Origin of the sequence: Stenotrophomonas sp. GD04145 (assembly GCF_029835135.1) — a bacterium.
In the GTDB taxonomy this organism is placed as follows: Bacteria; Pseudomonadota; Gammaproteobacteria; order Xanthomonadales; family Xanthomonadaceae; genus Stenotrophomonas; species Stenotrophomonas maltophilia_P.
Map to the genome: position 1 here is coordinate 34167 of NZ_JAODZG010000002.1, position 21707 is coordinate 55873.

Below are 21707 nucleotides of genomic sequence, written 5' to 3' on the forward strand. Positions count from 1 at the left end.
TGGCTGCTCCCTGCCCTCCGTGCCGTCCTGGCGGGGGCCGCCACCGCTCCGTGGCAGCGGGCCCGATTGCGGATCTCCACGCACCGCGTGGATCACCCCCGGCAACTATCGCCGCTGTGTGCCACCCTCTCCACGCGCCTGCGGTTCGCGGGCCTGCGGGAACTGGAAAGCACTGTCTACGTCGTAGCCGCTGGCCGCGGTCGTGCCGCGTGCCGGCGGGTTGATGCTGCTGCTGGCGTTGCCGAAGCCCAGGATCTGCACGCTGATCACCGAAGGCTGGTTGCGCCGGGCATCCTCCTGGCTCTTGCGGATCACATCCTGTGCCGCCTGGCTGGCACTGCTGGCGGCGGCGCTGGCCGAAGCCAGCGCGTTGACGTTCACCGACGCCAGCACCGGCAGGCCCTTGCTGTCTCCCTGCACCTGGATGTTGGCCGCGTTGAGTACCTGCAGCGCGGCCAGATTGATGTTCCCCGAGACACGGATGCCCGCCTCGCCCGCATCGATGGTGCCCAGCGGCGCGATCAGATCCACATCGCCCGGCGCGACTTCCGCGATCGGATTGAGGGTGGCAATGCCCGCACCACTGGCCGGCGCTTGGGGCGACAGGATCACATTGCCCCAGGTGTCATAGACGCGCCGTGGCGGTGTGTACAACAGCGTGGTGCGCGAGCCGCGACCGGCATTGATGTCGCCCTGTTCCGACCACGCCAGGATGTCGCCACCGAAGGTGGTCATCGCCCGCGACAGGCCCAGCAGCACGCTGTCCTGGCTGAACAGGCGGATATCGCCCTGCCCCTGGGTGACGAGGCCGGCACTGGCAGGCGGCACCACCCCCTGTACACCCACCACGATCTGGCCTCCCGGTGCCATCAGTTCGATGTTGCCGCCCGCCTCGGTGCGCACACCGGAGCCACCGTACATCACGATATCGCCGGTTCGGTCGATCGTCGCACCGGCCGCATTCCTGTCCGGCATCAGCGTGGCGATGGCCTCGCGCCCGCGCAGATAGGAGCCGAAGCGCGGCCCTTCCGCATCGGTGTACTCGCGTCCGCCTTCGCGCAGCTCGGCGTAGTAGATCTGCCGCAGGAAGATGCGCTGCTGTTCCTGCGGCAACGCATCGAACGCTGCCAGCGCTGCCTCGCCATCGGCGGCCATGCCGAAGCGTTGCTGCAGCCACTGCTTCAGTTCCTGGTCGTAGACCTTGACTGCCCTGCCCGGCTGCGACGCAAGCGATTGCGCGGGATCGGCCAGGTTTGCGGGATCCAGATAGCGGGCACGCAGGGCGGCGAAATCGATCTGCTGGTTGCCGGCCGTCAGCGCGATGCTGGCACCCGGACGGGTGTCACCCTGCACGATGCCACCGAGGCTGACGATGCTGCCCGCCTCCTCCTGGCGCAGCTGACGGCCGGCACTGATCTCGACGTTGCCGGGGCCGGCGATCGTCGCGTCCAGATGCACGATGTCACGTCCCGCCGCCGCCACCGTGATATCGGTGGGCGCGCTGTTCAACGCGGTCATCGACACGCCGAGGATGTCCCGCCCTGCCCGCAGCTGCACCGCGCCTGCTGCCTCGAACCAGTTCAGCTGCGTGCGCTGCCAGGCGGTGCCGTCGAGCGTGCGTTGGGCGCCTGTCGCCAGGCCGATGATGTCGCCCTGCACGGCGTAGAAGCGGCTTGGTGCCAGTGCCGAGGAGACCGTGGACAACGGCGTACCCGGGCCGAACGCGAACAGCGGTAGCGATGCCTCCGGCGAGGCGATGTTGCCATCGACCGATAGGTTGTGCCGCGGGCGCGTCACATTACCGCTGGCATCGCGTTGCTCGGCAACGAATGCGGGGTCGAACGGCCCCGGCATGCGCGCATCCGCGCCGGAGCGCGTGATCTGGGTCGCGCCGCTGCGGGCGAAGATGCTGCCGCCCGCCAGGACGTCCAGCCGCCCGGTAGCCGAGGGCGCCAGCAGGATCACATCCTGCGTCCCCGTCACGGCACTGATCCGGTCCAGCTTGATGTCACCCTGGGCGGCAACGGCGCTGAAGCGCGAAGGATAGAGCCAGTAGTTCAGCAGCTCCTCCCGGCTGCCCGGTGCCAGCGCAACCTGCTCGGGCCACAGATTGCTGCCGGTCACGTTCTCCGGCCCGGCGAGGCCCGGCGCGAGGTCACCACCGGCACTGAACAGATCCACGGCTGTGTTGGCGGTCCACAGGGAGAACCAGGTGCTGCCCGCAGCGCGGCTGCCGTTGTCCTGCACCACCGTGCTGTAGTTGGCCAGTGGAACCCGGCCGGCATCGGCGACGCCGCCGAGCACCACATCACCCCGCGCCTGCAGCTGCGCGACCGCATCGCCCAGCACCAGCACCGGGCCGCCCATCGGGCGAGCGGCGTCGGCGGCGAACAGATCGGCTGCACGCAGCTGGCCCAGCGTCGCGTAGCTGTCCAGGGTGACACCCATTGCACCGATGCGGCCCGCGTCGAGCAGCAGGCTGCCACGCAGGTTGCTGAAGGTACCGTTGAGGTCGAGATTCTGTGCGGCTCTCGATGGATTGAGGCTGGAGATCGTCGCCTGCAGATTCGGGTTCAGCGCGCCACCGATGCGCAGTTGCAGGTCACCGCCACCGGTCAGGTGCAGCTGGCCATCACTGACACGGCCGGTCGATCCCACGGCAGCGATGATTGCACTCGAATGCGGCGCCGTCAGCGAGCCCAGCGCGTCACCCATCGCATCGCGTACGCCGGCGTGGCGCCCGGCCTCCAACATCAGGTTGCCACCGCCCAATGTGCCAAAGCCGGTGAAGCCCACCATCCGCGGGGTACTGCCGGCGATGGCCGACACGTTGGTGTACGTACCGAAATTCACCCACCAACTGGTCGGCACCGGCGCCACGCCGGTGGTGCTGCCGGTTCCCTGCCGCCACAGCCAATTGCCGACCGCGGCACTGGAGTACAGCGCCTGATCGCGTTCACTGCTACCCGACTCCGCGCGTGCGGTCCAGACATCACCGACGATATCGCGCCCGGCTTCGACGCGGAGGTTGCCGCCATGATCGGGATACCAGGCCTGGTATCCCGCGATTGCGGCGTCATAGCTGCCCGGCACCAGGTTCTCACCCAGCAGCGCGGTGTTCCAGGGCGCCGCCGCGCGCGGTGAATCAAACGCGGCGTCACGGCCCTCGCCGAGTGAGCTGGGCGTACCGGCGGTATAGACGCCGAACCCGGACTTCATCGCAACGTCGCCCGCCGCGAGCAGTTCCAGGTCGCCCTTGCCGGTGCGCAGGACACTCCAGGCCGGTGTACCGGCGCGCTTGCCGTAGGTGGTGACCTCGGTCTGGGTGCCACCGCCGGCACAGTAGCCCGGTGCCATTCCGCAGAATTCGTCCTCGGTCATGCCCAACAGCTCGGCGAAGTCCTTTGCCGGCGTGCCGACATAGGATTCATCGCCCCAGAAATCCAGCGAACCCTGCGCGGCGACCTGTCGCGGCGCGGGGCCGCAGTAGCCATCGGAAAGCGCGCAGAACTCATCCTCGCTGAAGCCGAACATGTCTGCCAGCTCGGAAATCGGACGGCCGGCATAGGAGGTGTCGCCCATCCAGTCCAGTGACGCCTGTTCGGTCAGGACCCGGTCGCCCACCCAGATGATCTCGGTCGTCACGGTGCCGACCGAGCCCTGATGGGTATCGGCAAGCACCACGCTGCCGTCGCTTCCCCAGCGTCGCGAACGCGGATCCGCGGCGTCGCTGTCAGCCCCCGCCACCAGTGTCATGTCCCACGATGTCGTACCTTCGGCCAGCATCGGGGCAAGCGCCCAGTTGCGTCCCTGGTTGCCGTTGGCGTCGGCAGGACGCAGGTTCACCGATGCGTCGCCGGGCAGCTCCACCTTGGTCAGCGATGGAATGTACGCGCCTACCTTGAGCTCGACGTCCTGTGCCAGGCGCAGGGTCACCGGCAGCATCGCACCGGCCGGCCAGTCCTGGGCGGCCATCTGCACATCGCTGCGCAGGCGGAAGCCGGCCCCCAGGCGCGCGCCCGCCGCCAGCACCAGCGGCGCCTGCAATACCGTGCCGGCAGCAAGCAGCTGCCCCGACTCGGTGGTCACCGCCGCACCCAGCACGGTCCCTGCGGGCAGGCGAAGGTCCTGTGCGATCACCATCGCAACGGGCAACACGGTCCCGAGCGGAAGCGTGGTGGACTCGACCGGCACGTCATAGTTCAGGCGGGTACCGGCCTGGAACTCCGTACCGGGCTGCAGCTTCACTCCGTCCACCGGCACCACCAGGTCGCCGCCGAACGGCGTGTGACCGGCGGTGCCGTTGCGGCTCTCATGCAACTGCCATCCTGCCTCGTCCGGATTGGCCGGTGGCGGCGCGAAACCATCGTTGATGCTGCCGTGGATGTTGATGTTGCCCTCCGCGCGCAGCACCAGCGACGCCGACTCGCCGAAGCCGCGCCGCGCCGGATCATTCCGATCGGCCTCAGGCCCATAGCGGTAGCCGGACAGGTCGATGTCGCCGGATACGGTCAGGTCCCCCCCGGGATTGGCCTCGCTGCGGCGGGCGAGGATCTGCACGCCGGGGCGCAGGCGATGCGTGCCCAGCGCAGCCGTGCGTTGTCGGAGATCCGCATTGGCCAGCGCGCCGTCCATCCACGCGCGGTTGTCCGGATCGACGATCTGGTCCAGCCACTGCTGGGTGACGCGCTGCGCGCGGTTGCCGTTGACGTCGACAGTGTCCGCCAAGGGCGCGTCCTCATAGCGTCGCACCGCATTGACCTGGATATCGGCCGCACCTTCGACGCGCAGACCGTTGGCGACCGTTATCGCCGCATCGTTGCCGCCGATGCGGGGCGCATCGATCTTCAGGGTGCCGCGGGCCACGCCGTCGTTCTGCCCGAGGCCGCCGCCCACCGCCACCGCCGTGCCCGCGCGCAGGTCGAGATGGGCGCCGGCGCCGATGTCGATCCCGCCGGCGGCGCTGCCCAGTTCGATCGTGGCCCGGTTCGGGCTGTCGATGATCTTGCCCTGGCTGTCCACGCGCAGGCCGGTGCCATGCGTATCCAGCGTTCCCTCCACCTGCAGACCGTCACGTGCGTACAGGCGGATCGCGCCGACCTGCTCGCCACTGGCGTCGATGCGCCCCGCCACGCGCAGGCTGCCTGCGTCGAGGCTGATGTCGACCCTGCGCGCCTTCACCTCATCACCGATCAGAAGATCACCCTCACCGATCCGGAACGTGCGCCCGCCGGTGACACCGCCTGCGTTCAAGCGCTGGTTCAGGCCTGCGAAGTCCTGCAACGTGCCGGCGCGAACCACGAGGTCTGCGCCGTCGTAAGGCGCCACGGTGCCACCTGCGTCGTAACGGCCACTGGCAGCCCCCTCGATGCCGCCGGCCAGATCGGCACTCCCGGCCAGGGCGTTCACCGTCAGCCGTCCGCCGCGGTTGTTGCGCGCCGAGAGATCGATGCGTGAGGCGGCGTCAGTGCTGACGTCACCCGCATCGCTGGACAGCAGCACGTCGCCGCCCCAGCTGTACCGGTCCACGTCGTACAGCGTAACCCTGCGCCCTGCCAGGTCCAGCGCCGCCTGGCTGCCGAGCGCGATGCCTTCGCGTGCGCTCGCTGACAGGCGGCCGGAGGCCAGTGCGATCGTGCTGTCCAGCGCGATCCGCTCGGCATCGATGCTCAGTTCACTGCCCAGTGCGTCGCCGCCGGCCCTGCCGCTGCCGCCCTGCAGGCGGAAGTCGCCGCCGGTCCGTACCTGCAGCTGCGCACCCGGATCGGCCGTCAGCAGCGGCGTGTCGATGCCGATACTGCCACCGCTGTACTGCCAGCCCTTGTCCGCGAGATAGTCGCCGCGCTGCTGGTGCACGTCCAGCGTACCCTGCGCGGAAAACAGCAGCTGCCCGGACGCGCTGAGGTTGAGCGCGCTGAAGCCGAGCACCTGGCGGTTCGCGGGCACCTCGGAGCTGGGACGGCTGAACGGGGCGCGCGCCAGCTGCAGGTTGCGGGTGACGATGTCCAGCTGCCCCGCGCCAAGCCGGTCCACCATGGGATCGGCCGGCGGCACCGATGCATCGCTGCCCGCCGCCTGCGTCGCCGCCAGCGAACCGTCCCAGACCAGTGTGTCCACCAGGATGCGCGCACGGTCGCTCGCCGCACCATAGCCATGGATGGCCTGCGCGCCCAGTACCAGCGTCTGCAGGCCACCGCGGCCGGTGGCACTGTCGCGCGCATCCAGGTCGACGCTGCCGAACACGTTGACCGAATCGCGTGCGACCAGGCTCAGCGTATCCAGCGCCGGTGCGCCGGTGGCATCATTGCCGCGCAGCAGCTGCTGCAGCACGGACTGGTTCATGGTCATGCCATTTGGCAACGCCCCTGCGGCCGCCGCCTGCGCGATCGCCTCGGCGCTGCCGAGGTTGAGCGCCGCCATGCTCACGCCCAGCTGGCGCGTGCCATAACGGGCGGAATCGCGCATCTGCAGCACGCCATCGGTGGCCACCCCGATGCTGCCATCGGATACCAGCCGTGCCTCGCCTTCGCAGTCCGTCTGGCAGCCGCCGATGTCGATCGCGACCGGCCCTGCCGCCACGCCGGTCGTACCGGTGATCAGGTTCAGGCGCTGGTTCGAGACGGCCAGCAGGCCGCCATTGACCTGATAGGGCACGGTCGGCGCGGACGCGGTGTCGCGTGCGAAAGACAAGGTATCGAGTGTCGCCCCGGCTTCGACCAGGATGCCGCTGCCACCGGACGCCGCAGCCACCAGTATCTCCGGCGCCTGCAGGGTCGCACCGGAGCGGATCGCCACATCGCGCACCGCGCCGGACACCGCCACCAGCGATGCCGTCTCATTGAACTGTCCGCCGATCACCATGCGTTCCGGCCGCAGCGCATTCAGTGCGTCGTCGGTGAAGGTCGCGCCACGATCGTGTGCCTGCGACGGACTGCCGGCAGCAGCGATCTCCAGCGAACCCACGGCCGGGCTGGCGAGCGTGGCCACCAGGGTGCCACCGCGTCCCTTTTCATTGGCCGCGGAGAAGCGCGCCGTGCCGGCGAAGTCGATGGCCGCGGTTCCCTCGCGACCAGCGCCTTCACCCAGTGCCAGGGTCAGCCCCAGCGCATCGATGGTCTGCCAGCCGCGCGCCTCGCCACGGCGGTCGGCCGTGGCCTGCACGAAGCTGTTGTAGCTGGTTTCGTTGTAGCCGGAATGCCGGCGCACCACCGCCGCTGGCGTCAGCAGGATGTCGGTGAGCAGCGGCGACGCCACCCCACCCAGTGCCGATCCCTGCTGACCGGACACGCGCCACGTCCCGGTGCCGGTCTGGATCGGCTGCGGTACGCCGGAGGTCCCCGTCGCGCCCAGCTCTACGCGGAATGCACCCGGCTGCAGCGCGAAGCTGGCCGGCAGCAATGTGTAGGTCCCCGCAGGCAGGCCGGGAACGCCGGCCGGTACGGTGATCTGCTGGCCCACCGCCGGCGCAGCGAAGCCATCATCACTGCTGGGTGCGAAGCTGCCGGCACGTCCCGGCATGATCGCGTACACCGGGTTGCCGGACGCACTGAACGCATAGCGCGGGTTGGCATCGGCCAGCGCGGTGCGCAGCACGTCGACGGAGCCACCGCGGCCTGAGACAAACGCCGCGCCCGTCAGTTCGCCGCCACCTGACACGTCCAGCAGCGCACCGGCATGCACATCCACATCGTTGGCGGTAAGGGTCACGCCTTTGGATGCAACTCCACCCGGCGTCAGTGATTCCAGGCTGCTGCTGCCCCTTCTCCACGACACGCCGTCCACGGTACCGCCATAGGGCAGCGCCAGACCTGCGCCACTGGTGGAGGTGATGCTGCCCGGCAACAGCTCCACCCGGCTGGCACGTGTGCCGCCCAGGATCAGGCCGCCCAGTTGCAGCGCTCCCATCGGCGCCTGCACGTTTCCGCCCTGCTGCACGGTCGCTGCCACCAGCTGCAACGCGCCCAGCGCTGACTCCGGCGGAGTGGCCGCCGCCGTACCCGTACCCCGGATGCGCAGCACCGCATCCGGATCCGACCAGTATCCGGGCGTCGCCACGGTCGCCGCAGACGCACCCGCGACCAGATAGCCCGTCGCACCGGAGGTGGGGTACAGGCGGGCGGCACTCACGTCCATCGACCCGCTCGCCATCAACGCACTGATCGATCCGCCGTTGGACACTGCGTTGAGCAGCCGCACGTCGCTGCGGCTGTCCAGTACGACCTGGTTGAAGCCGGGCAGCCAGGTGACATCACGGATGTCGATCAGATCAGCCCTCGCCGACAGCACGTGATCGCCTTCCGCAGCCGACGCCACGGTATCGGTGACCACCAGGTTCTCACCCGGCAGCGACTGCCAGTGCGACTGTGCCAGCAGCAGGTGCGGAGCACTCAGCGAAATGCCGCTGGACTGCGGTGCTGCCACGTCCATGCCGAGGCTTGACTGCCCCTGTCCGTAGATGCGCAGGCTCTGGCCCATGCGCAGGTCGACATCGCCCTCCGCGCGGACGTCACCGAACACGGACAGGGTGTCGAAGCCACCGGCCTGGATCTGCTCCACCGACAGCGCCGCGTGCCCGTACTCCAGCCGGTCCGGCAGCACCGCGTCGACCGGGCTGCGCTGGCTGAGCGTGATGCCACGCGCGCGCAGCACCTCCTCGCTCGCACCGCGCGCATGAACGCTGCCACCAAAGGCTACGCCCAAGGTGCCGCCACGCGCGCTACTGCCGCCGGCAGAGGCATCCATTGCGCCGTCCAGGTACAGAGCGTTGGCCGAACGCAGCACGATCTGCCCGCCATCGCTGTCCACCCGGGTCCGCCCCTTCCCGTCGACATCCAGCGGCGCCGAGGCGCCTGCTGCCCGCAGCTGCGCGCCACGCTCGAGCACGACGAAGGCTTCAGGCGGACGGTTGTCCACCGACGCAGAGGTCTCCCAGTCGAGCGCGCCGCCGATCTCGATGCGCCCCCCGGCCCGCACCAGTCCCTGCAGGCGGCCACTGGCATCGGCCAGTGACACCGCATCCGCACTGGCATCCAGCAGCGCACCGTCGGCGAACCGCCAGGTCCGCTCGCTCCGCTGCCCGACATACAGCGTGGTCGGCAGGCGCACATCGTCGATGCTGATGCGTCCCCCCTGTGCACGCAGCGTACCTTCCACGTCGATGTTGCCGGCGCCGAGCAGGGAGATCGCCTGCCCCGGGTCGACCTCGATCAGTGCGGCCTTGCCCACCCGCAGGTCGCCGCCGACGCTGTTGCGATCCGAGCGCAGGCTCACGCTGGCACCGCTGCGCTGGCGGACCAGCCCGCTCATCGGATCGGCACTGTAGAGCGGTGCCAGCCAGCGCTCCAGTGCGTCCTTCCGGTCCGTCGCGGCGCGCGCGTCGGCGGTGATCCGAAGGCCCGGCATGCGCGCTGTCAGCTGCGTGCCATCGGCAACCTCCAGCCCTTGATGGCCATTGATGTCGTACTGTGCAAAGCCGCTGCCGAACAGGCCGGCATCGATCTGCAGCGCGGCTGCATCGGCCGGATCCGCATCGCCTACCCGCACCCGGCCACCGGTGCCCAGCGAGAACGTGCCGCTGCCCTGGCCACGGCCACTGAACCGGCTGCCCTCGCCCAGCTGCACCCGGCCGCTGGCGTCCGTTGCCACCGTGCTGCTGTTCGCCTGCAGACTGATGCTGCCCCCTTTGCCGACACGACCCTTGCCGCGCAGGTCCAGCGCGGCGCCGGCCTCGACGTCGACCGTCGCCCCCGCGCCCACCCTCACGTCATGGCTGTTGCCCAGGCTCAGGCGGCCGCCATCCGTCCAGGCACCAGCCGCATCGAGTGGCTCTCCCAACGCTGCGTTGCTCCATTCACCGGCAAGATCGATGTGGGTACCGTCGGCAATAACGGTGCGTGCGCGGCCATCGTGCAGCAGTGCCGTCGGCCTGCCCTGCACCTCCAGCAGGTTGCCCGCCGACAGCTGGCCACCGGCAATGCCGATGTCGCCCGCCAGTTCAACCTCGCTGCCAATCAGGTTCAGCTGTCCGCCCGCCTGCAACCGAAGACGGCCGTCAATGCTGATGCGATCGGCGCTCGCCAGATCGATCCGTCCCCACTGCTGGGCACTCAATTCTGCGATGTCCAGCCACACCGTGTCGCGCCGCTCCTCCCCGACCGGTGCCAGCAGTGACCACGCCGCCGTCTTCGGCGCCTTGTCATCCACGCGCACGTCCGAACCGAACACGCCGCTGCGGCCCTGGCCGTCATAACGCCCGAGATAGAGCTGCGCATTGCGCGCTGCCGCCGTCTGCGCTTGTGCATAGCCGTCCAGTGCAGCATCGGGCCGGCGGTTCTGCTGCGCGCCCTGGAAGGTGGCGGTCTCCACACGGCCCTCCAGCACCGCCGTCGGGGCGGAGACGATCAGGCGTCCTGCATCGCGGCCGACCGTATACCCGTTGTCGACACGCTGCGCCGCGAACACGACCGGATCGCGGAACGTCTCGGTGACGCCCCAGCGCTCCTGTTTCACCTCATGGCCGTTGTACACCCCGTCGAACAGCATCTCCGCCGGTGCATCATCAAGGCGGTACACCTGGCCATCCACGCCGCGCACCCAGCTCTGCCGGATCACGCCGCTCTGCACATCCAGGCTGCCACCCGCAAGGTTGATGCGTGACCCACCATGCGTGATCACTTCACGGCCACCCAGCAGGACGGTGCCTCCCTGCGCGGCCCATTCGCCGATCGAATGCCCCTGGTTGTCGAGGTAGCCGCCCACTTCCAGCAGGCCGCCTGCGGCATACCAGCGCTCACCGTCGTAGCCCCCGGTTCCGGCTGGCACGTGGATGAGCCTGCGGCGGTCGACCCAGACCTCGCTGCTGGTCAGCTTGCCGCTGTCGCGGTTGTCCAGCGCATCGCGCAGTTCGTTGCCCTGCACCTTGATCTGGACATTGTTGCTTTCCATCGAGACCTGCACGCCCACGGCACCCGACACGTCCACGCGTGCTGCATCGTCGACGTAGCTGCGGGCCGCCGCGTCGGCGATGACCTGGCCGCCCGTGGCAACCGTGAGCGAATCGGGGCGGAAATGGATGTTGCCACCGGAAACGATCTCCACCCGCGACTGGTCGCGTCGGTCGTTGTGCTGGGAGAGATTGTCGAAGGTTGCCGAGCGCGCACCCGCGCGGATCGCATCCTGCTCTGCCGATTCCCTGATGAGGCTGTCGCGCTGGGTGTCCAGTGCCGTGGCCTTGCCATCGTCCTCGATCAGCACCGCCGTGGTCGATCCATCGGCGAGCGTGACGGTGCTGCCGGTATCACTGGCCGAGGTCAGAAGATGCACGGTGCCGCGCTGTGCGAGCGTCGTGCTGGCCACGGCCACGCCGGCCTGCTCGACGTTGCGTCCGGCCAGGGTCACGTCACCCTCGCGGGCACGCAGCAGGCCGGTATTGCGCACGCTGCCCGCGGTACTGTCGGCGATGAAGCGCGGCGCGATTTCATTGCCACGCGTGGTGGAGCTGGTATTGGCTGCGGTGCCGACGCCGCGCCGGATCACGAAACTGTCGCCGGCAGCCAGCTGCACCTGGCCCTTTCGCGCCTCGATCTGGCCGGCGTTCTCCACGCTGTGTCCCGCCAGCAGCACGTAACCGCCGCCACGCGTGGCGCTGGTCGGCTCGTGGGTCGCGATACGTGCGCCCCGCTCCACCATCACCTTGCCAGCGGCATCGCTGAGGGCGGCCGTATTCGTATCCGCGCTGTACAACCCGGTGTCGCGGAACTGGCCGTCGCTGATGCGCGCCGCCGCCGCGACCAGGTTGCGGACGTTGACCTGGCTGTTGTTGCCGAACACCACGCCGTTGCGGTTGGCCACGAACACGGTGCCGCCCGCGGTGAGCTGGCCGAGAATCTGGCTAGGCCGCGCATTCGGATCGTTCACCCGGTTGAGCACGGCCCAGTCCGGGTTCTGCAGGAAGTTCAGCGTGGTGTTGCCGCCGATATTGAAGGTCTCCCAGTTCAGGATCGCCTTGTCCGCGGTCTGCTCGATGCTGACCTGGACACGTCCGTCACTGCCCTGTGACTGGATCGCCTCGCGGGCGTTGATCCAGCCCCGGGTCAACGGATTCTCATCGACCTTCAACCCGTCCCGGCCCAATCCGTCGGCAACGATGAACCCGGCCTCCCGCCGCGATTGCCGCGCCTGATCCTGCAGGCGCTGCTGCAGGGCGATGGCCTGCGCGGCGGTGCCGAGATTGTCGATCGACTGCTGCAGCTTCTGCCGCGCAGCATCCTGCTGCTGGGCCGGCAACTGGAACTGGATGGGCACGCCGTTGGGCATGCGCCCGCTCTGGCTGGCCGCGCCCTGCGCTGCGCCGCGCTCGGCGAACCAGGCCGGGCTGAACGCCTGCTGGGCCTGGCTGGCCGGAGCGACCACGCTTCCCAGTGCGACCGCGATGGCCCACGCCATCGGATGATTGCGGCGCATCGGCGCGGCCGGATGAACAGCGGACGGGAGCGGGTGCGACATCGTAACCTCATCAACCTGGTGGACCGCACTGGCGGCGGTGATCGGAGACACGCGCAACGCATGCCCTGCCACTGATAGACGGTTCGCGTGACATGAAGCCGACAGCGTGCAGGGGGCGATGGCGCTGCACGCCGCACGGCGGAAATGGCGACGCCGGCCACAGGGGCCGGCGCCGGGTCAAACAGGGTTCACGCGGCGCTGCGGATTACAGCGGACGGCCGATGCCCGCACAGGTGCTGGGATTGTTCAGGCCGGCTGCGCTGCTGGCCAGCACGAAGCGGTTGCGGATCGCATCGCGCCAGGCCTTGGTCAGCGGGATGAAACCATGGCCGGTGATCGACGCCTCGTAGGCCGCCGGGTAGGTCGCCGGATAGTGGCGCGCCAGGAAGCCGCGCAGACTGGTGGCAACCGCCGAATCCTTGTAGCACTGGCCGATCACCAGGTTGGTGTAGCCGGCAATCGGATAGCCGGCCGACGGGTTGCCGAACACCGGCACCCAGTTGGCGGGGTTCTCGGCAGCGGTGCCGGTCGGCGGAGCGACGGTATCCAGGGTGGCCTGCACGCTCACCTGGTCCGGCGAGAAGCCCTTGACCTTGGCAACCTTGGTCGCATCGGTCAGGCTCGGGATCACGTCCGGGCCGACGTAGCCGATGCGGCCATCCGCCGCATAGACAGCGTTGTACAGCGAGGTGCCGCCCGTGGCCGGCGCGGCGACCAGGAACGCCGGCAGGTTGTTGTTGGCATCGCGCTTGTACAGGTCGGCGAAGGTCGACTTCACGGCGAACGTGCCGCCGACCAGGTTCGAGGTCGCAGCCGGCTCAGCGGCGCAGGCGGCAGCCAGGAAGCGGGTGAACATTTCGCTGGTGCCGCTGCTTTCGGTGCGGTAGACCACACGGATCGGACCGCTGCGGTTGGCGTCGATGGTCGACCAGTCGCTGATCGCGCCGGAGAACACGCCGCAGATCTGCGCCACGCTCAGGTTGACGGCCGAACCCGGCTTGTTGAACGGGATGGTCACCGAGGTGGCCACCGACGGCACCTGGATCAGGGCGCCGTAGCGGTTGGCATTGGTCGACTGGTTGTAGTTGGTGGTGTAGGTGCTCAGTTCAGTCGCGCTCAGCACCGAGTCGCTGCCAGCGAAATGCACGGTGCCGGTGGTCGAGAACAGCGCCGAATTGTTCTCCAGGAACGCCTTCTTGCCGGTGCCCGAACCGGTCACGGCGTAGCTGAAGTTGGCCGGCAGGATGCTGTCAGCCTGGCCCTTGTAGAGGTCGGCCGGCAGCGATGCACCACCGCCGGTAACGGTCTGCGCCGACGCGGCGCCGGCAGTGGCGAGCAGCGCGGTGGCAACCAGCGCGGCCAGAGTCTTGTACTTGTACATGATCTTCTCCTGAAGGGTTTGCTGTGAAGGGAAACGCCAAGGGAGGAACGGTCACTACACGCCTGCTGTCGCTGAGGGCCTCCCAGCCCGCTCCGCGACGACAGGCTCATGCTCGTCCGTGCCGATGACAGGCCGCTTAAGAAACCTGTGGAAGATCGAAAGAAGGTATGGAGGATTGTGTGGAGAAGCGTGGCCTGTGCGCCACACGCCCGTCACTGCACGAGCTGGTTCATTTCCATGATCGGCATCAGCACCGCCAGCACGATGGTCAGCACCACCCCGCCCATCACCAGGATCATGGTCGGCTCGAGCAGTGCGGTCAGTGCCATCGCGCGCCGCTCAATCTCGCGCGAGAGGGTCTGCGCGGCGCGATCCAGCAGGGGCGCAAGTGTGCCGGTCTTTTCACCACTGGTGACCAGATGCACCAGGATCGGCGGATAGACCTTCTGCACTTTCAACGCAGCGCCCAGTGCCGCGCCTTCACGCACGCGCGCGGCGACATCCTCGGCGCAGCGCGCCAGCAGCGCGTTTCCCAGCGTCTGCCGCGCTGCCTCCAGCGCGCGCAGCAATGGCACGCCGGCATCGAGCAGGATGGCCAACGTCGAGGCGAAGCGCGCACTGTTCACGCCAAGCACGAAGCGGCCCATCACCGGCACGCGCAGCAGCATCGCATCCCAGCGCAGGCGCAGATCGGTGCGGCGCAACGCCAGTCGCCATGCCACCACCAGCAGGCCGATGCCCAGCGCAGTCCATGCGCCCCAGTTGCGCACGAACGCGCTGGCGGCCAGCATCACCTGGGTCAGCACCGGCAGCGTCTGTCGTGCCTGCACGAACGCTGTTACAACCTGCGGCACCACATAGCTGAGCAGGAAGATCACGATCGCCACCGATACAACACTGATCGCCGCTGGATAGATGAACGCCGTGAGCACCTTGGCCTGCAGCGCATTGCGCTCCTCGATGTAATCGGCCAGGCGCTCCATGACCCGCGCCAGGTCGCCCGAGTCCTCGCCGGCGCCGACCAGGGCGCGATAGATCGGCGGGAAGTCGCGCGGCCGGGCCGCCAGGGCCACGGTCAAGCGCTGACCCGCACGCACATCGGCGCGCACCGAGGTCAGCGCCTGAGCCACATGCGGTCGCTCTGCCTGCTCGATGACGGCACTCAATGCGCCCTCCAGCGGCAGGCTGGCGGCGAGCAGGCTGGCCAGCTGGCGGGTGGCCCAGGCCAGTTCGCTCGCTGAAAGCCGGCGTGTTCCCCAGCCCCCGCCTGCGCCGCGCGCGGGGCTGACGTGCACGGGCGTCAGCCCACGCCCACGCAGCAGCTGGCGCGCACCACGCGGGCTGTCGGCATCCACCTGGCCCTTCTCAATGCGTCCCTGCGCGTTGGCGGCCTGGTAGTCGAACAGCGCCATCGTCGCGTCACCCGTCGCCGCTGACGCGCAGGATCTCCTCCAGCGTGGTCAGCCCGCTGTCGACCCAACGCTGGCCGTCCTCGCGCAGGCTGCGCATGCCGGCGGCCCGTGCCGCCTGGCGCAGCGCGGGCTCGCCCTGCCCCTCGTGGATCAGCGCCCGTACCCGATCATCGACCACGAACAGCTCATGGATGCCGGTTCGTCCGCGGTAGCCGCTGTGTGCACAGGCCGCGCAGCCCACTGCCCGCCACACCGTGCGACCGTCGGCATCGACTTCTGCGCGCCGGCACTGCATGCACAGGCGCCTCACCAGCCGCTGTGCCAGCACACCGCGCAGCGAAGACGCCAGCAGGAACGGTTCCACCCCCATGTCTGCCAGCCGGGTCACTGCCGAGATTGCATCGTTGGTATGCAGCGAGGCCAGCACGCCATGACCCGTCAGCGACGACTGCACGGCGATCTGCGCGGTTTCCAGGTCGCGGATCTCACCGATCATGATGGTGTCCGGGTCCTGGCGCAGGATCGCGCGCAGCGCGGTGCCGAAGGTCATCCCGATACGCGCATTGACCTGGATCTGGCCGATGCCCGCGAAGTCGTACTCCACGGGATCCTCCACGGTGAGGATGTTGCTGGTGCTGCTGTCGAGCTGGCCGAGCGCGGCATACAGCGAGGTGGTCTTGCCACTGCCGGTCGGGCCGGTGACCAGCACGATGCCGTGTGGCTGGCGGATCAGGCCGGTGAACGTGGCCAGGGTGTCGTCGGCCATGCCAAGGCGCTGCAGCTGCAGCCGGCCGGCATCCTTCTCCAGCAGCCGCAGCACCGCGCGCTCGCCGTGCCCGGTCGGCACGGTGGACACGCGGATGTCCAGCGGCCGGCCGCCTACGCGGAGGGCGATGCGCCCGTCCTGTGGCAGGCGCTTCTCGGCAATATCCAGATGCGCCATGATCTTGATGCGCGACACCAGGGCGGCATGCAGGGCGCGCCGCGGCTGCACCATGTCGCGCAGCGTGCCATCGACACGGTAGCGGACCACCGAATGGGTCTCGAACGGCTCGATGTGCAGGTCGCTGGCGCCATCGCGCGCGGCCTGTGCCAGCAGCGCATTGATCATGCGGATCACCGGCGCGTCATCCTGTGCATCCAGCAGATCAGTGATCTCCGGCATGTCCTGCATCAGCCGGTCAAGGTCGACTTCGCTCTCCGCCGCGCCGACGACCGCCGCGGCGTCGCCGCCGTCACGATACTGTTCGCCCAGCCGCTGCTGCCAGGCCGCACTGTCCAGTTGCTGGAACGGCAGGGGTCCATGCAGGCGGCGAAGCTCGGCGACAGCCCAGGCCGGGGTCTCGGCGGTGCCCAGCAGGACCGGCCCATCACCCGTGTCGGCCAGCATCACCCCGTGGCTGCGCACCCAGGCATACGGCAGTGATCGCAGATCGTTGGCCACGGTCACGGCCCGATCACCAGTTCCGGGGTGTATCCCAACCCCCGTAGCTGCTGCAGGGCCGGGTCCAGCTGTGCCGGATCGCGTGGCAGTCGCACCCGCAGGCGCTGACCCGCTGCGCCGGGTGTGGCTTCTGCGTACGCCTGCAGCCCCAATGCCCGCACCTGCGCCACCGCCTGCGCGGCGCGTGCGGGGTCCAGGCCCTGCGCGAACTGCACATGTTGCGCGGTGCCCTCGCCGGTCGGGTACAGGGCGGCCAGACTGGTGTTCTGCAATGGTCGCCCCTGGCCGTCGCGCGCGTTGCCCTGGCCGAGCGTACCCAGGTCCTGTGGCGGCAGCTGCGGCGCCGACAGCGCCGGCAATGCCCAGCTCTGCCCCGGCTGTGCACCGGCCTGGGCGTTGCGCATGTAGTCGTAGCGATCGCGGGTCAGGCGCTGGCCGGCCGCCGGGTCACGCACCACGTGCGGTCGCAGGAACACCATCAGGTTGGTCTTGGCGCGCCTGCGCGTGTCGCTGCGGAACAACGCGCCCAGTACCGGAATCCGGCCCAGGCCCGGCACCGCGTCGCGACCGTGGCTGACGCTGTCCTCGAGCAGGCCGCCCAGCACCATGATCTGGCCGTCGTCGAGCAGCACGCTGGTGTCCAGTGCCCGCTTGTTGGTGATGATGCCCTCGCTACCGGAGCTCTGCCCGTCGATGCTGCTCACTTCCTGATAGATGTCCAGCTTCACCGTCCCGCCTTCGGAGATCTGCGGGCGCACCCGCAGCTTCAGGCCGATGTCCTCACGCTCGATGGTCTGGAACGGATTGTTGCTGCCACCTCCGCCGTCGGTGACATAGCGGCCGCTGACGAATGGGACGGTCTGGCCGACCATGATGCTGGCGGCCTCGTTATCGAGCGTCATCAGGTTCGGCGTGGACAGGATGTTGGCACCGCCCTTGCTCTGCAGCGCGTTGGCCAGTGCCTTCATGTTGAGGATCTGGCCCACGCCCGGCAGCGTGATGGTGCCATCGATCACGCCCACGTTGAGGCCATCGCGCGGCAGCACGTCCAGCGTGGTGCGCGCCGTGCCATTGAGGCCGCTGCCGCCGGTCGCACCACCGAAGTGGGTGCCTGCGAACGTGCGGCCATTGCCCAGCATCCACTGCACGCCCAGTTCAGCGGCATCGGTCTGGTTGACTTCCACGATCAGGCTTTCCACCAGCACCTGCGCGCGCCGCTGGTCGAGCTGGTCGATCACCCGGCGCAGGTTGCGGTACACCGGCTCCGGCGCCGAGATCAGCAGCGTATTGGTGGCGACATCGGCCTGTACGGAGATGCCGTTCTGGCTGAAGCCACTGCTGCCGGCATCAGCGGGGTCGCGCCGGTCCGGATCGAGCCGCTGCGACGGCAGCGCATTGCCCGTGGCCCCGGCCTGCTGCGGCTGCGGCTGCGTCGGCGCGCTGCGAGCGGACCCGCCAGGCAGCGGCGTGATGCCCTCGCTGCTGCCCATCGCCTGCGCGTCGCTCTGCCCGGCCACCACGCCGCGCAGCACGCCCGCCAGCTGCGTGGCCTGTGCATTGCGCAGATAGACCACATGCAGGTTGCCGGACTCGTCCTGTGCCCGGTCCAGCTTCTCCACCAGCTGGCGTGCCAACCGCGTGCGCCCCGGGCTGCTGGAGCGCAGCAGCACGCTGTTGCTGCGCGGATCGGCCATCACCACCACCTTCTGGCCCGGCTCGGCGCCCTGCGCATCCAGCAACGGTGCGACCATCGCGGCCACATCCACGGCGATCCCCTGCTGCAGCTTGACCACGTCGGTGTCCATGCCAGCCGGGGTGTCCACGCTGGCGATCACCCGCGCGATGCGTTCCAGATTGTCGGCATAGTCGGTGATGACCAGAGTATTGTTGCCCGCGTTGGCGGTGATCGGGTTGTCCGGGCTGATCATCGGCCGCAGCACCGCGACCAGTGCGGCCGCATTCTCGTAACGCAGCGCGAAGGTCCGTGTGGCAACCTCTCCACCTGCCGCTCCGCCGCCTACCCGGCCGCCCAGCAGCTTGGCATCGGCCTGTGGCACGACCCGGCTGATGCCACCGTTCTCGACCACGGCGAAGCCACGCATGCGCAGTGCGCCGAGCAGAAGCTGATAGGCCTGCGCGCGACTGACAGGACCATCCGATACCACCGTCATCTTGCCGGTCACGCGTGGATCGATCAGGAACTGGCGGCCGGTGAAACGCGCCGCCATCCGCAGCACGCCACCGATATCGGTATCCACCAGATTCAACTGCACCGGCTCGTCGCTGGCATCCTGCGCCCATGCCGGCGCGGGCAGGTGGACCATCCCCACGACCAGAGCCAGCACCGCGCCACAGGCAAGACCGTGCATCGACCTCATCGAAGCTCACCCGCAACGGCCTTCATCACGATGCTTCCTGAAATACGTGCCGCCGGCATATCCGCGTCCCCTGTGCGTTGCAGTTGCAGTCGTTGCAGTTCGATGGTCGGGTCGGCCAGCAGCGGCAGGAGCCAGTTCCAGAGCACATCGGCGGGCACCGACTGCACCTGCAGGTGCCAGCGTCCATCGCGCGCGTCGACCCGCACCCCATCGGCAAGGCCGGCGGCGGCGATCCGCGAACGCAGGCTGGTCAGTGTCGGCCGCTGCTCCCGGGCCAGGCGCTGGCGCTCGCGCGCGTCCAGCAAGGGCGCCAGTGCCCGCATCTGTGCCTGCAGGCGCGGCAGCTCAACCTGCCAGTAGCTGCGCTGCTTCAGCAGGGGCTCCAGCCAGAATGCCCACAGCGCAGCGGCCAGCAGTGCACCCACCATCGTCGTCAGCATGACGCGTTCGCGTAGCTGCAGGCGCCGCCAGCACTGCGACAGCGCCGCGATGCCGCCTTCCATCCACGCAGTCCGTACCCTCATCGGCTGCCCCCGGTGCTCAGCCGCAGGCGGCCACCGCCCTGGCGGACCAGCTGCAGGCCCTGCGCCTGCGCCGCCTGCTGCCATCGTTCCAGATGCTGCGCATCATCGGCCAGCGCCTGCGCATCGGCGTCCAGTTCCAGTTCAAGCGCGCCGGGCGTGTAGTCCATGCCGCGAACGCGGCCGGCCAGCTCCGGAACCGCCTGCAATGCCAGCGCGACCTGTTGCTGTATCCGCAGCAGTGGAGCCGTCTGCACCGGTGCGGCCAACGCACGCCGTGCCTGCAGGACCGGATCCAGTACCTCGGTGATTTCCGGATACTGCGCGCTGAACTGCCGCGTCATTTTCCGCTGCAACGCCTCACCTTCGCCGCGCCAGCGCGAGACCTGCAACTGCAGGCCCGTCGCGGCGAGCACCCCGGCCGCCAGTGCCAGCCCGATCGCCACTCGTGGCAGGCGTCGTCCGCCGCGCTGCAGCGGTAGTGCCCATGCCGGCAGCGGGCCGCTGGCCTCGCTGCCCGCGGCCACTGTGCTGGTCTGCAGGTGTCCGGGCCAACCCGAGGGCACCGCATGCACCCATTGCACGGCCTGCACGCCGGCCTGCTGCAGGCGCAGGGAGGTTGCCTGCAGCACGCCTGCCACGTCGCGCCCGCCACTCCACTGCACGAAGCCGCGGTCGCGCCCGCTGCGTACCAGCAGGTGCTCGCCCTTCGCCTCCAGCGTGGCCCGCCCCTCCGTCCACGGCAGCAGCAGCGGCGTCGGGTACAGCCCCTGCAGGCTCAGGCCGCACGACGCCAGCAGCTGCTGCGCCTGGGCCACGGCCTGCTGGCCCAGCCATGCCACCGGCACGGTCCCGTCAGCCGCCTGCGGCCCATTGGCCAGCGCAACATCCTGCAGGTCGTCCAGCAGCATCGCCTCCACCTCGCCCTGCAGCGCGGCCTGCAGCCGGCGAACTGACAGCGGCGGCAGCTGCAGTTCCAGCAGGATCAGGTCATGCGGATCGAGGCAGGCGTGCACCTGTGCCTGCGGATGGCGCTGTCCCAGCGCCGATAGCGCCTCGCAGCCATGCGCCGCCACGTCACCGCGTTGCAGTTGCGCCCACTCCACCCGGCTGTCGGCCTGCAGTCGATCCAGCGCCGGCAGGCGCACCCGCAGCTGCACGCTCATGCGCCGATCCTCGTCCATACACGCTGCACGCGCACGCTGTCATCGCGGTACTCACGCCAGATCAACGCGCGGAAATCGACGTCGCAGTCGTCTGCCTGGACCTGTCCGACCGCCAGGAACCATTCGCTGTGGATGCCCAGCGGCATCACCGACATCTGCTCGCTGCTCACCTGCAGGCGGTTGGCGATATCACCGCGGTTGAGCAGCCAGCGGCCGCCGTCGCGCTCGTCCACCAGCGCCCGCAGCCGGCCCGGATCAGCGCCGGGTGCAACCGCCTGCAGCACGGCCAGGTCGGTCGTATTGGCGTTGACCAGCGTGTGCGCCGGCAACACCACCGTGCGCCGGGACAACGCCCGGACGGCGCGTGGCTCGGCACCGGCCAGCGCCTGCCCGATCAGGGCTTCGCGCGGCAGCGGCGCCTGCGCGGCGCGATCACCGTCGCGCAGCCGCGCCTGGATGTGGTCTGCGGCACCGCTGCATGCGGCCGCAGACACCCCCTGCTCCACGCACAGCGCCACGAAGGCCTGCCGCGCCTGCGCATCCGGTTGGCCCTGCGACAACAGGTTGCGCAGGTTGAACAGCGACTGCGCGTCCACCATCTGCAGGCGCACCGGCAGCGGCGCATCCAGTTGCACCGGCCGTGCCCAGCGACCGTCGCGCACGGTGGTCAGCTGCTCGCGCGCGTCGTCACGAAGCTGCTGCCCCGCGCGCTCCAGCGCGGCATCCACGGCCATGCGTACCTGCGCCCGCAGCTGGTCGCCACGCAGCGCACGCAGCTGCGCGGCCTGGCGGGTCAGCAGCGCGGTCGCGATCACCGCCACCAGTGCGACCACCAGCATCGCGACGATCACCGCCATGCCCTGCTGGCGACGACACGGAAAGGCTGCCATCGGAGGCGACA

General features: G+C 69.2%; 8 protein-coding genes. All 8 read right to left on the reverse strand.

Translation table 11 applies throughout. The features are described 5' to 3' along the window. Positions 1 to 105 precede the first annotated feature (105 nt). The 8 genes from N7367_RS01320 to gspK all read right to left on the reverse strand — a co-directional run bounded on the left by N7367_RS01320 (position 106) and on the right by gspK (position 21663). On the reverse strand, positions 106 to 12504 hold the full coding sequence (locus N7367_RS01320) for a filamentous haemagglutinin family protein (RefSeq protein ID WP_279941557.1): 12399 nt from the start codon (positions 12502 to 12504) through the stop codon (positions 106 to 108). Positions 12505 to 12709: 205 nt separating this feature from the next. Then, positions 12710 to 13885 (reverse strand): substrate-binding domain-containing protein, encoded by a 1176-nt coding sequence (locus N7367_RS01325; protein ID WP_053516316.1) that lies wholly within the window; start codon positions 13883 to 13885, stop codon positions 12710 to 12712. Between the two features lie 212 nt (positions 13886 to 14097). Beyond that, a complete protein-coding gene (gene gspF, locus N7367_RS01330) occupies positions 14098 to 15297 on the reverse strand; it encodes a type II secretion system inner membrane protein GspF (RefSeq protein ID WP_279941558.1) in 1200 nt (399 codons plus the stop codon). Between the two features lie 7 nt (positions 15298 to 15304). Further along, positions 15305 to 16741 carry a type II secretion system ATPase GspE gene (gene gspE / locus N7367_RS01335; protein ID WP_196769964.1) on the reverse strand — a complete coding sequence of 479 codons (1437 nt, stop codon included), beginning with the start codon at positions 16739 to 16741 and terminating at the stop codon, positions 15305 to 15307. Between the two features lie 2 nt (positions 16742 to 16743). Next, positions 16744 to 19119 (reverse strand): type II secretion system secretin GspD, encoded by a 2376-nt coding sequence (gspD, locus tag N7367_RS01340; RefSeq protein WP_279941559.1) that lies wholly within the window; start codon positions 19117 to 19119, stop codon positions 16744 to 16746. Next, the gene (gene gspM / locus N7367_RS01345) at positions 19116 to 19643 is read right to left on the reverse strand and encodes a type II secretion system protein GspM (RefSeq protein WP_197571110.1); all 528 of its coding nucleotides are present in this window, start codon (positions 19641 to 19643) and stop codon (positions 19116 to 19118) included. The genes gspD and gspM overlap by 4 nt, the downstream gene beginning before the upstream one ends. Continuing rightward, entirely contained in the window at positions 19640 to 20806 is a 1167-nt protein-coding gene (gene gspL, locus N7367_RS01350) for a type II secretion system protein GspL (protein WP_279941560.1), read from the reverse strand. Before gspL ends, gspM begins: the two co-directional genes overlap by 4 nt. Then, the gene (gene gspK, locus N7367_RS01355; protein ID WP_279941636.1) at positions 20803 to 21663 is read right to left on the reverse strand and encodes a type II secretion system minor pseudopilin GspK; all 861 of its coding nucleotides are present in this window, start codon (positions 21661 to 21663) and stop codon (positions 20803 to 20805) included. The genes gspL and gspK overlap by 4 nt, the downstream gene beginning before the upstream one ends. Positions 21664 to 21707 lie beyond the last annotated feature (44 nt).

Coding starts and splice junctions, on each gene's coding strand:
- N7367_RS01320 (WP_279941557.1), bottom strand. CDS start 12,504: ATGTCGCACCCGCTCCCGTCCGCTGTTCATCCGGCCGCGCCGATGCGC.
- N7367_RS01325 (WP_053516316.1), bottom strand. CDS start 13,885: ATGTACAAGTACAAGACTCTGGCCGCGCTGGTTGCCACCGCGCTGCTC.
- gspF (WP_279941558.1), bottom strand. CDS start 15,297: ATGGCGCTGTTCGACTACCAGGCCGCCAACGCGCAGGGACGCATTGAG.
- gspD (WP_279941559.1), bottom strand. CDS start 19,119: ATGAGGTCGATGCACGGTCTTGCCTGTGGCGCGGTGCTGGCTCTGGTC.
- gspM (WP_197571110.1), bottom strand. CDS start 19,643: ATGAGGGTACGGACTGCGTGGATGGAAGGCGGCATCGCGGCGCTGTCG.
- gspL (WP_279941560.1), bottom strand. CDS start 20,806: ATGAGCGTGCAGCTGCGGGTGCGCCTGCCGGCGCTGGATCGACTGCAG.
- gspK (WP_279941636.1), bottom strand. CDS start 21,663: ATGGCGGTGATCGTCGCGATGCTGGTGGTCGCACTGGTGGCGGTGATC.